This is a genomic window from Chryseobacterium sp. BIGb0232 (assembly GCF_024810195.1).
GTDB lineage: Bacteria > Bacteroidota > Bacteroidia > Flavobacteriales > Weeksellaceae > Chryseobacterium > Chryseobacterium pennae.
In genome coordinates this window covers 217,865-229,732 of sequence record NZ_JANUEH010000007.1, presented here as the reverse complement: position 1 = coordinate 229,732, position 11,868 = coordinate 217,865, and the positions used below count along the sequence as shown (strand labels likewise).

At 35.8% G+C, this 11,868-nt stretch carries 10 protein-coding genes; all 10 read right to left on the bottom strand.

Annotation, left to right across the window (positions count from 1 at the left end):
* Positions 1-84: 84 nt before the first annotated feature.
* Positions 85-939, bottom strand: a complete 855-nt coding sequence (locus tag M2372_RS16790; RefSeq protein WP_123320860.1) for a hypothetical protein — start codon at positions 937-939, stop codon at positions 85-87.
* 472 nt (positions 940-1,411) lie between these two features.
* A complete protein-coding gene (locus tag M2372_RS16785; RefSeq protein ID WP_123320861.1) occupies positions 1,412-4,012 on the bottom strand; it encodes a T9SS type A sorting domain-containing protein in 2,601 nt (866 codons plus the stop codon).
* A gap of 34 nt (positions 4,013-4,046) precedes the next feature.
* Positions 4,047-5,177, bottom strand: a complete 1,131-nt coding sequence (locus M2372_RS16780) for a hypothetical protein (RefSeq protein WP_123320862.1) — start codon at positions 5,175-5,177, stop codon at positions 4,047-4,049.
* Positions 5,178-5,298: 121 nt separating this feature from the next.
* On the bottom strand, positions 5,299-5,784 hold the full coding sequence (locus M2372_RS16775) for a hypothetical protein (protein WP_123320863.1): 486 nt from the start codon (positions 5,782-5,784) through the stop codon (positions 5,299-5,301).
* Positions 5,785-6,057: 273 nt separating this feature from the next.
* On the bottom strand, positions 6,058-6,426 hold the full coding sequence (gene rplL / locus M2372_RS16770) for a 50S ribosomal protein L7/L12 (RefSeq protein ID WP_045501110.1): 369 nt from the start codon (positions 6,424-6,426) through the stop codon (positions 6,058-6,060).
* 46 nt (positions 6,427-6,472) lie between these two features.
* Positions 6,473-7,060 carry a 50S ribosomal protein L10 gene (rplJ, locus tag M2372_RS16765; RefSeq protein WP_115970250.1) on the bottom strand — a complete coding sequence of 196 codons (588 nt, stop codon included), beginning with the start codon at positions 7,058-7,060 and terminating at the stop codon, positions 6,473-6,475.
* 17 nt (positions 7,061-7,077) lie between these two features.
* Positions 7,078-7,770 (bottom strand): 50S ribosomal protein L1, encoded by a 693-nt coding sequence (gene rplA / locus M2372_RS16760; RefSeq protein ID WP_076354938.1) that lies wholly within the window; start codon positions 7,768-7,770, stop codon positions 7,078-7,080.
* A gap of 12 nt (positions 7,771-7,782) precedes the next feature.
* Positions 7,783-8,229, bottom strand: a complete 447-nt coding sequence (rplK, locus tag M2372_RS16755; RefSeq protein WP_115970249.1) for a 50S ribosomal protein L11 — start codon at positions 8,227-8,229, stop codon at positions 7,783-7,785.
* A gap of 271 nt (positions 8,230-8,500) precedes the next feature.
* Positions 8,501-10,123 carry a T9SS type A sorting domain-containing protein gene (locus M2372_RS16750; protein ID WP_123320864.1) on the bottom strand — a complete coding sequence of 541 codons (1,623 nt, stop codon included), beginning with the start codon at positions 10,121-10,123 and terminating at the stop codon, positions 8,501-8,503.
* 143 nt (positions 10,124-10,266) lie between these two features.
* Positions 10,267-11,826 (bottom strand): tetratricopeptide repeat protein, encoded by a 1,560-nt coding sequence (locus M2372_RS16745; protein WP_123320865.1) that lies wholly within the window; start codon positions 11,824-11,826, stop codon positions 10,267-10,269.
* Positions 11,827-11,868 lie beyond the last annotated feature (42 nt).

Sequence of the window (11,868 nt, the reverse complement as noted above, 5' to 3'; positions counted from 1 at the left end):
GGAGACAGCTTATTCTATGGAAATCTTTTCGTCAAAGAATTAATTTATATTTTCTATTTTTTCTTAATTGTAAGCATCTTACATCTATGGTTTAGATTTCTCCAAAATTAAATGTATTCGATGTTTCCCATTAGAAGAGGGACCAAAATCTCTATATCCATAAAACGTAGCTTTGTATAACGCCCCATCATGACCATGGATTGTAAATAATGATACGCAGGAACCCAACGTACTTCCCCAATTCATTCTATAACCATTAGCTACATTCTGATAACCACCATTTTCTTTCAAAGTTACATACGTTTGAGAAGCGTTTGTAGTATACCAGTCCCATCTCTCTGTACTAAAATCACTCTGTTCCGTGACTCCTCTTAATACTCTACTACTCTTATTTGTATTAACCAATAAAGGTCTTACACTACTGGGTACTCCATGATTGGTGTTAGTACTGATAAACACAACATCCATTCGAATTCCATCTATCGTTGGAATCTTAGCTACCTGACCTGGATCATTCACCTGAAGCCAAGTAGACATCGTGGTCATTGCAGGTCTAAGAACCTCATTCCGTTGACTATTATCAGTAAGTGAGGTTAGAATTGTATCCGGAAATGTATAATAGAAATGCCGTACCTCGGAAGTTCCTGTATTCCCAGAATTTCCACCTACACATCCCCATGCAGGTAATAAAGGTGTACCATTATTGGTCATCAGACATTTTAGATCAGTATCATAAACAATCAGACCGGTTGCCGGAGAAACAATTGAGGATCTTTCTTTTGTAGTTACAGGATTCAGCAAGGTCCCTCTAATCGCGGAAGTTTTATTAGTGACGTGTAGATTAGCAGAGCTGTCAGGCTCTGAAGTATTTATACCTATCTGTGTAAAAGCAGCACCATTAAATAAAATAATTGCCAGTAAGGATAAGATTTTTCTCATTTTTTAGTTGTTTTGTATTTTAAATTAAAAATTTATTGTGTTTTTATATGAAAAGTTATCTTCTCAATTCAAGATCGAATCTTTATGCAATACATATGATCAATTGTAACTATTGATAAAATCTCTTAAGCAAAACTACCCTTATTAAGCATTGGAAGAAATAGTAGATATCTTCTATTTTTTCAAATTTTAAAGGCAAGACTAACAAAAAAACGGTATGATAAAATGCATTTATCAGGTAAATTCAGGGTGGCAAAAAGAAAATTATATAGAAAAAATCACAAAATCTAAGTTGGTTTCATTCTATCCAATTTTATAGCTATAAAATATTTTTATTTCCAGCGTATTATTGCAATTATTTTTATCGTAAACAAAAATCTTCACTATCAAGCATTTTATTATAGGGGCATTAAAAAAATAAAGGGCTGCTCATTTCTGAGCAGCCCTTCTTTAACACTAAGTATTCTTATGGTTATTTCACAATAACTTTATAAGATTTTGCAGTTGATTTAGTATCTATGTTAATAATATAAATTCCCGTAGGCAATGCAGAGGTATCAATACCTGTACGTGCAGAGAATTTACCAGACTTCACGACTTTTCCTTCTGCAGAGAACAATGTGTAAGTTCCTTCTTCTGCTGCTGTAACCATAAGGCTTTCTCCAGCTTTTACAGGGTTAGGATAGATCTTCACATCATTAGCTGCTTGTGTTATTTCTGACTTTCCTCCTATTTTTGCAGAAGCTGTCTTTGCATTTTTCAACAATGAAGCATATGGTGAAAGTGGAGACTTTGGCGCTCCTCTTTTCACAAGATCTGTATCTACTACAGCCTGAATACCATCTTTATCACCATCATTAATCGTAGAGATAAATCCGCCGCCCATTGTATCAAGGTTACCTTTTCCTATCTGATACAGATCGAAGTCTGAACCGTTAGAAGTAACATCCAGGAAGTCAGGTAGATTATCACCATCTGTATTTTTGATTGGGTATTTTAAAGTTCCGGAATCCGGATAAGTTTCCAGGATATCTGCCAAACCATTTTTCCCTACTGCAACACCACTGTCAATAATACCATTATGGTCTGCATCAATCTGGTCAATTACTGAAGTTGGAATACCTGATTCAAACAGATCTAAAATTCCGTCATTATCAGAATCCAGATCACGATAGTTTGGTACAGAATCTCCTAATATTGGCGTAATCAGAACATCACCCTCCATATCATCATCTTCAAATTTTCCGTTTTTATCAAAGTCTTCCATTGAATCAGGAATACCATCATTATCGGAATCAAAATCACATGCATCTACAATACCGTCACCATCTGTATCCAGTGTAGGCGATTTATCATTCACCACCGTACATCCTTCCGCACAGTCAGGAATACCATTACCATTATTATCAATACTGTCATCACCGTTAGGACAACGATCGAAACAGTTTGGCACTCCATCATTATCATCATCTTTGCTTGCAAATGCATTATAGATGTAATAGTTTTGAGGAATACGAACTGCCGTACCGCTATTGAAAGTAATTTTCATTCTGTTAAAAGGTTTTGTAGCCTTTCCTCCTACATAAAATTTATTGGAATTCGTTGTAAAGAAATTTCCACTGATAAGACTTCCTGAACTTGTAAAGTTGTCTGTTACAGTATTCCCATTATATAATGTTACTGTAATATTTTCCAGTACGCTTACTCCAAGAAGGTTTCCTGCTTTTTCCACTGTAAATCCAGCCATCGTATTCGCAGGAAGTGTAGTATTACTGCTTACTGTAGCATATGCAGAGAAGATACTGAAGATAGATGCAGCCGGAATTGTTGCTGTAGCATAATTAGAAGGATTGTTATCCACAATTGCTTCAGGATTTGTCATTTTAGCCAAAATAAGACCAAGGAATCCAGGCCCTGATGTCCAGCTTGATCCTGTTACCAGATTTCCTGGTACTGCTGATCCACTGGTCTGAATTTTATCATCACATTCACAAGAGATCGGCTCTTCAAAAGCATAATACACTTTAAGCGCTCCAAGATTAAATCCTACCGTCTGAGTAATTTTTAATCTTACTTCATTAAAAGGCTTAGTAGTTGTTAAAGTTACTTTCTGTTTTCCAGAACCGTATCCAAGAACTTTAATATTAATCAATCCACCACCATCAGACAACTGCTTAGAATCCTGAAGCTGTCCGAATAAGTAAGTTTCAATAGTGATATTCTTTAAAAATTCAGCGCTTAGTAATTTCCCCTGATCATCAGGCTCAATAACAAATCCTGTTCTGTTTCCTGCAGGGTATACCTGGTTTTTATCTAAAACTCCCACTGAGTAAGATCCTAACAATCCAATTGGAAGAACAACTTTTCCAAATGAATTTTTATTTCCATCCCCTATATTTTCTTTGTTCTGAACGTAAGAAAGCGGAGCAAGAAAACTACTGCTTCCTGATACATTACCGTCCACCCCACTTCCTGCAATGATATCATCACAAATACCATTGTTATCAACAGGTACTCTTGCCGGATCAAATGCAAATGCATAATACACATTCATAGCACTGAATACAGAAAGAACATTGGTCTGATACAATCTCACTTCATCAAACTCCTTAGAAGTTTTAAAATGTAAAAAGATTCTGTTCTTGCTTCCTCCGAATGCCGGCACCGATAAAAGGGTACTGCTGGAAGTAGTTTCCTGAAGCACTCCGTTTCTATAGGTGCTGATTCTTAAAGAACTTAAAAGATCAATCGTAATAAAGCTTGTCCCAAGATCCACATTAAATCCGGTAATATATCCTGCCGGGTAAGCTGTATTTTTGTTTTTTACGGAAATTCCGTTGCCACTTATCAAAGAAGCAAAATTTCCCATATTTACACTATTATCCAGATTAGCATCTACCACCGGATTCATACTTCCGTTATAACATGCTAAACAGATTCCGGAGTTATTTACCGGTTTTGCTTCTACGCCCATCCCGCGGATCGGCTCGTAACCCTGCTGTGCAAATGCTACAGCTGACATCACTAATGTCATGAGCACTGCGGTCAGTTTCTCGAATAATTTTTTGGTCATTTTTTAATTTTATAAGGTTTGTGTTTATTATGAATTAGTATAAAGCTTTCCATGATGTACCATTACATCCTTCATGTACTCTCGCTGTAGAATTGTACCGGATTGCTCCTTCTTCTTTACCTGAACAGGTAGTTGCGGATGTAGCAATACCTTTCAGCTGAAGTGCCGCTCCTGTTGCGGTGTCAGCAGTAGGCACCATGTTAATTCCTACAATTGTATCCGTTCCGTTCGTTACATTAAAAAAAGCATGTGATTTATTAGCAAATACCGTTTGCCCAGAGCCTGCTGTTCCAGAAAAACCAATAGCCAGAGCCTGCCCTCCGGTAGCCGAACTTGCAGAACCAACGGCCATACTGTTTAAATCTACTGTATTGCCACTCCCTATAGCAATTCCTCCTTTATTGGTATGCAAATTCCCCAATGTAAGCCCTGCTGTACCTGTAACAGTATTTGTATTTCCAAATACAAGATGATTAGCTCCTACTGCAGTATTAGAGTTTCCAATAATTTTAGCACCACTCGTAGCTGAGTTATTAGCACCAATGGCTACCGCTGGAAAATTAGCATTGATGGCAGTAGCTGTATTATTTCTTCCTAGTGCAATATTCGAAGAGGTTGAATTAGTCGTATTATTTGACCCCCATGAAAAAGCAGCATAAGCTCCGGTTGCATTATTAGAGTTTCCACCTTGCAGTGTTCCGTTTACATCAAGGATTCCTTTTACATTTTTTTGAGTGGCCAGTATCAGACTCTGCCCATCACTTGTTCCAAGATAATTCCCTCCGGAAATATCTGTTCCTAACGTTGAGGAAGTCGCTACTGTACCACTGTTTCCTACAGTACGCCAATTGGCATTTAAATTCCCCCATTTTGTTCCATCGAAATAATAGTAACCAGGCGTTATAACATCTACAGTTTGTCCTGTAGGTGCAGTTTCAGCTGAAGTTACATATACAATCGCTCCAGTCTGGGCAGTTGTATAGCTTTTAACATTCAGCTGTACTCCAGTAATTCTAGGAGCAATAATACCATCCAGTTTATTTTTATCCGATGGAAAACCCACCACATCAAGGCTCGCTTGCGGTTGTGGACTGTTAATCCCTACCTGTGCGAAAATAGAAACTCCGACAGATAGAAGTGCTAATGTGAATAATTTGCTTTTCATTCTTAGTTGATATTTGTTGTGTTTATTTTGGTATAAAAAGACAATCCTTTAGCCCTTCATTTAAAATAATATAAATGAATAATGAGAATTCCGGCTGGGGATCGTAAAAATTTCAGAAGTACTACTGTATAGTAATGACGGTAAGTTTATCAGGAATTTTAATAATAAACTTAAAACCATCGACTAATTTAAAAGAGTTCATATCAAAAGTCTTTACCATTTCAAATATTGCGATAGGATTGGTATGATGGACCGGATTGGGCCACCTCCATTTATTCCAGCCAGAAGTAAACTTTAAATTCTTCACAGAGAATAACACAAAGTTCTGGTCATTCACAAATGGAATATTGCCGGATAAAACAGCATCTTGAAAGTTATCATTAATTTTTAAATGATGGGCAGGTCTGCAACTCACAGAATTGATTGATTCCTGTGAAAAAGTATCAGATAAATGCAGGTAAAAATCAGAATCGGTTATATCCGCACGATGAAACAATTCAGGCTTGCTCACCGTAGAAGATATAATCCTCGCATTTAGTCTTCCTATAGTCGACAGCAGCAATAGAAATGCTATTTGACCATAGGAAAGAAAATAATTTCTATCCAATTATGTTGTGTTTTCGTTGATGCAAATATAGTATTTTTTCAATTAAAACAATGTTTTAATAAAAAAAATACAACAAAAATATTCATTTAACATAATTAAATTATTTTATTATGTTAATTTTTATGAAATAATCAATCATAATAAAATATTAAACTATACGTATCAATAATATTGCAATACACATATAGATAAAGCGCAAAATAGATTCAAATAAGATCAAAAAAAAAGCCTGAGCAAATGCTCAGGCTTCTTATATTTATAATAAAATTGAAATTATTTCAATTCTACTTCAGCACCAGCTTCTTCTAATTGCTTCTTAAGAGCTTCAGCTTCGTCTTTAGAAACACCCTCTTTGATTGCAGAAGGAGCACCATCTACGATATCTTTAGCTTCTTTAAGACCAGCACCAGTTAAATCTTTTACTAATTTAACGATAGCTAATTTAGAAGCACCTGCAGACTTAAGAATTACGTCGAATTCAGTCTTTTCTTCAGCAGCTTCACCTGCACCACCTGCAGCAACTACTACAGCAGCAGCAGCTGGCTCAATTCCGTACTCATCCTTAAGGATAGTAGCTAATTCGTTTACGTCTTTTACAGTTAGGTTTACTAGCGTTTCAGCTAAATTTTTTAAATCTGACATTGTTGTAATGTTTTTGTTGATTATTTATTTAATTTTTTGAGTATAATTATTCAGCACTTGTTTCTTCAGTGCTTTCTGCAGCAGCTTCTGGAGCTTCAGCAGCAGGAGTTTCTTCTACTACAGGAGCAGCTTCTTCAGCTTTAGCTTCTACAGTTTCAGGTTTGTTTTGAAGAGCAGAAACAACTCTCTGGATTGGAGACTGAAGTAATCCGATGATTTCACCGATCATTTCTTCTCTAGACTTGATATTAGCTAACACGTCTAGGTTGTTGTCACCAATATAGAAAGCTTCTTGAACAAAAGCAGACTTTAAAGCTGGCTTTTCTTCTTTCTTTCTGAATCCTTGGATAAGTTTCGCAGGAGCGTTTGCTGTATCAGCAACCATTAATGCTGAGTTTCCTTTGAAAGATGGGAACATTTCAGAGTAATCTACTCCTTCGATTTGTTCCATTGCTTTTTGTAAAAGTGTATTTTTAACAACTTTCACTTTAATATTTTGCTTGAAAGCCTGTCTTCTGAATTCTGAAGATTTACCAGCGTTCAAACCGTCTAAATCTGCTACGTATACTACTTTTGCATCCTGAAGCAAATCTTTGATCTCTTGTATTGCTACAACTTTTTGGTCTTTTGTCATTGTCTTAAGGATTATTATTAGTTAACAGATTTAGTATCAATTGCAATACCTGGGCTCATTGTAGAAGACAAATAGATAGACTTCACATAAGTTCCTTTAGCAGCAGTTGGCTTCATTTTGATCAAAGTAGAGATCAATTCCTGAGCATTTTCCTTGATTTTGGCAGCATCGAAAGATACTTTACCAATACCAGCGTGGATAATACCGTATTTGTCTACTTTAAAGTCAATTTTACCAGCTTTTACTTCAGTTACTGCTTTACCAATTTCCATTGTTACAGTTCCTGATTTAGGGTTTGGCATTAAACCTCTTGGACCTAATACTCTACCTAATGGACCTAATTTACCCATTACAGCTGGCATAGTAACGATAACGTCAACATCTGTCCAACCATCTTTAATTTTTTGTAAATATTCGTCAAGACCTACATAGTCAGCACCAGCAGCTTTAGCTTCTGCTTCTTTATCTGGAGTTACAAGAGCTAATACTTTAACATCTTTACCAGTACCGTGAGGAAGAGATACAACACCTCTTACCATTTGGTTTGCTTTTCTTGGGTCTACACCTAATCTTACAGCGATATCTACTGAAGCATCAAACTTTGTAGTGTTCACTTCTTTTACAAGAGCTGAACCTTCTTCAAGGTTATAGATTCTTCCTTTTTCTACTTTGCTTAAAGCTTCCTTTTGCTTTTTAGTCAATTTTGCCATTTTCTAATAGTATTAAGCGTTAAAAGTTGGTTTAGTTCCTGTTACTCTTAATCCCATAGATCTTGCAGTACCTGCAACCATAGAAACAGCAGAATCCATTGTAAAACAGTTAAGATCCGCCATTTTATCTTCAGCGATTTTCTTTACTTGTTCCCAATTTACAGAACCTACTTTGTTTCTGTTTGGTTCACCAGAACCTCCCTTGATTTTAGCTGCATCCATTAACTGGATCGCTGCAGGTGGAGTTTTAATAACGAATTCAAAAGATTTGTCTTCGTATACTGTAATTACTACAGGTAAAACTTGCCCTGGCTTATCTTGGGTTCTTCCGTTAAATTGCTTACAAAACTCCATGATGTTCACACCTGCAGAACCCAATGCTGGACCTACTGGTGGAGAAGGGTTAGCTGCGCCACCTTTCACCTGAAGCTTTACCATTTTAAAGACTTTCTTAGCCATTGTTTGTTTTTTAAATTTGAATAATTAATGAGTTTGGAAGCATTTATTATTCAGCAGATTATCGCACTCACTTATGATAAGTCTGCTTTTTGGACTGCAAAAGTATAAAATATTTTTGAAACTACAAACGGATATTGCTGATTTTTAAAAAGTTTAGACAAAAAAATAATATCCGAGAGCTCTGCCTCCCCTGATCTTCTTTCTTTTCCACGAAACATTCTGTTGATACAAAGACTTCTTCTTTAATCTTATTATTACAATTATAGAATCCTTACTTCTTGATAAATTTTATGCTTTTTTCTTTTACCTTTATATGATAGATTCCTTTTATAAGATTTTTGACATCAATTTCTCCCTGCTTCATACGTCCTGATTTTATCAATTGTCCAACGGCATTATAAATGCTAAAATCCTGATCTTTCATTCCATCAATATGAATAAAATCCACCGCAGGATTCGGATATAATCTGATATTGGAATTATTATTGGAAATTTCATGAGTTCCCATCGTACCATTAGGTAACATCAGATTCTGTGCATAGATACCTGACAAGTTAGTCTCGGTATTTTTGGTTTCCTGAAATACAATTACTCCCTGCCCATTAATAGGTTTTAATACGGAAATATACCCTTTAGAAGCCTCAAAAGTTGCTACAGGAAGATAATGTTGTGGCCATTCAAAATCGCCATTGCTATCCAGTAGAACAGCATTTAAAGATATATTGAGCGCAGTTCCTACTTTTTTCTGTACAACAAAATAAGGCTTATCATTTACCAACTGCAGCCCATCATAATGGAACATAGACATATTATCCACAGCAAAAACCTGCTTTGCATTATCAGTAAATAATCTTGATCCGGTATTTTTATCAAACTTCTGTACAAATTCACCATTGTCTCCCTGAGATGAAGAACTGTAATTGGCAATGGACCATATATAAGAAGACCCTGGTGTAAAAGCAATTTTCATATCTTTTTCAAAATAAGTCTGATGAGTATCAAAGTCTACCCCAAAAATACCCCATGGAAGGCTACTATCAGGATTGATTCTTTGAAGATACCCGTCAAATCGCATATTTTCACCAGTACTGTATCCGTAGTATACCACATTACTATCTACGACTCCGCTATATTTTACATTATAGGCTGTAGATTTAGTCGTGATCTGTTTAGCTGTATCCCATAATAGCCCTCCGTTGATAAGGTTTAACTTTTGAGCGAACAGGTAACTTGTGGTTCCAAAAGACATTTGTTTGTGGAAAATAATTTCACATTCATCTCCTTTGAGTTTAAAAAGATCAGCCGGGACAGTATTCTTAGTATTATCATCAGAAACAATCTGAGCCGGACTCGTCCATACCGGCTGCCCTGAAGCATTAAATCTTTGTACTTTAGTATGCTTCTGGCTAGGTGGAAAATATCCGACAATAATATCTCCTTCAGGCAATGGCAGGATAGTCGGAAGATATCCTTCCCCAAGACTGATCCCGTTTGGCCATATGGAAGTTCCCTGTGGGGTAATTTTAAAAACATAACCCGGATTTCCACCTCCTGTTCCTGTAACTCCAATATACAGATTATCTGACGAGTCTACTGCTGTTCTTTCCATAACCGTATAGGTACTCATCGGAATCTGGTCACTTACTTTGATTCCTTCCGGCCCCAGCTGTTTATTTCCGGCCTGATCCAGAATCTGGACCCATAATTCATAGTTTACCGGTGCAGAAACCCGTTTCCAGTATCCGATGTAAGTTTTCCCATCACTTGTAGTGGCAGCAAAGGAAGATCCTCCTCCATTCGCTACCAAAAAATTCTGATCCAATACAGGATTCCATTGTGCCTTTCCTTGAGAATATATTGAAAGAACAATAAAAAAAATAAGTAACTTTTTCATAGTGGTATTGTTTTAAATAGGAGACAAAGGAATGCATTGCCACCCAACCTGTATAAAAATACCACACACAATTACCACTTATAAGGAAAAAAACACCACATCATTTCCACACACATAATAACAAGATATTAAATATCAACACATTATAATTCATTTAAATATTGAGCAAGGTCTTCTTTGGTATTGGTCAGATTCATTTTTTTCCTCAGGCGTGTTCTCGAATTTTCAATTGTTTTTGGGGTTACATTCAGCAGATTTGAAATTTCTTTTGTAGACAATTTAAGCTTCAGCATAGCTGCCAGCCGTTTATCGTAGTTGGTCAGCCCAGGATGTTTGCGATCCAGATTTTCGTAAAACGATTCATGGATATTCAGGAAATGGTATTCAAAATCTCCCCATGAGTCGTGTTTAGTATTCAGCTTAATTTCGTTGATAATCCTGGAAACCTCATTGATCTCACTGTCTTTAAGCTTAGTTTTCAAAACATTGACCTGTTCCAGAAGAGATTTAAAAATTTCTTCTATTTTAGATTGTTCCATAGATTTATATACCAACATTTTTTCTTTCATCTGATTATCTATTTCCAGCTGCTTCTCACGGTTTTCAATCAGCTTCTTTTCTAAGCGGAGTTTTTCAGCCTTGTTTCTGAAATTAATAAGCAGCAAAATACTGATTGCTACGACCAGCAGAAGAATAATGACCATCACTACATACAGCATATTCTTTCTATCCTGCTCTATTTTGTCTATTCTTTTCTGCAGTTCATAATCATGTCTTACTTTTAAACGCTCTACATTCACTGCTTTTTCCTCTACGTTCAGCAATTCCCGTATAGAGTCATATTTTTTAAAAGTTTCTACAGAGTTTTTATAGTCTTTATTGAGCTGGTAAGCCTTATATAAAGTTCTTAAATAATTTGTATTATCAAAGCTGATGGCATTGGGGACAATATGGTTTCCCACATTTCCGGCATACTGTAAGGCTTTTTCAGGATTTTCTGTTTCAATATAGAAATTGGCAAGGTTATAATTAACCTGATAGTTGGATTTATGATCTTCAATCTTATTATTTTTCACAATAGCTTCTGCTTCTAAAAGATACTCTTCTGCCTTAGCATTGTTACCTTCCAGAAAATTAAGTTTCCCCAAATTTGAGAAGACAAATGCTTTGATAACAGGATTATTATATGTTTTAAAAGCCACCAATGCTTTTTCAAAGTAATATCTTGATGAATCCAGTTTGGATAACACCAGATAAGCATTTCCCAAATTATTAAGAAGCTTAATGGTTTCTGTTTCCTGTTTTTGCTTCTGATAAAATCCTAAAAGTTTCTTGTAATAAGAAATAGCCCGCCTGGTATCGTTAAGCTGTGAGTAAGTATAAGCAAAAATGCCATCTATTTTAGCCATTTTCTCTTCATCTTTATCCAAAAACAGATGATAAGCTTTGTTCGAATAATCCAGCGCCAGATCAAAATAATTTACATCACTGTAAATTTTTGCAGCTTCGATATAAAAGTCTCCTAAATCACGTTCATCAACTTTTTTTCTTGCCTGCTGTATATTAAACTCTGTCTTTTTCCAGTCTTTAAATTTCAGCCCATTGGCAGTATTCATATATTGCTCATACTCTTTTCTGTTCTGCCCCAAACACAGCGCTACTGAAAACAGTAATAATAATATAGAAGGTATTCGTTTTCCCATTTCAATATAATTCCATATAAAATTATAAAATCATTTGAAAAA

What these genes read in the sequence shown, in the direction of transcription:
- rplA (WP_076354938.1), bottom strand. Translation starts at nt 7,770, where the DNA reads ATGGCAAAATTGACTAAAAAGCAAAAGGAAGCTTTAAGCAAAGTAGAA.
- M2372_RS16790 (WP_123320860.1), bottom strand. Translation starts at nt 939, where the DNA reads ATGAGAAAAATCTTATCCTTACTGGCAATTATTTTATTTAATGGTGCT.
- M2372_RS16745 (WP_123320865.1), bottom strand. Translation starts at nt 11,826, where the DNA reads ATGGGAAAACGAATACCTTCTATATTATTATTACTGTTTTCAGTAGCG.
- M2372_RS16750 (WP_123320864.1), bottom strand. Translation starts at nt 10,123, where the DNA reads ATGAAAAAGTTACTTATTTTTTTTATTGTTCTTTCAATATATTCTCAA.
- rplK (WP_115970249.1), bottom strand. Translation starts at nt 8,229, where the DNA reads ATGGCTAAGAAAGTCTTTAAAATGGTAAAGCTTCAGGTGAAAGGTGGC.
- rplL (WP_045501110.1), bottom strand. Translation starts at nt 6,426, where the DNA reads ATGTCAGATTTAAAAAATTTAGCTGAAACGCTAGTAAACCTAACTGTA.
- M2372_RS16785 (WP_123320861.1), bottom strand. Translation starts at nt 4,012, where the DNA reads ATGACCAAAAAATTATTCGAGAAACTGACCGCAGTGCTCATGACATTA.
- rplJ (WP_115970250.1), bottom strand. Translation starts at nt 7,060, where the DNA reads ATGACAAAAGACCAAAAAGTTGTAGCAATACAAGAGATCAAAGATTTG.
- M2372_RS16780 (WP_123320862.1), bottom strand. Translation starts at nt 5,177, where the DNA reads ATGAAAAGCAAATTATTCACATTAGCACTTCTATCTGTCGGAGTTTCT.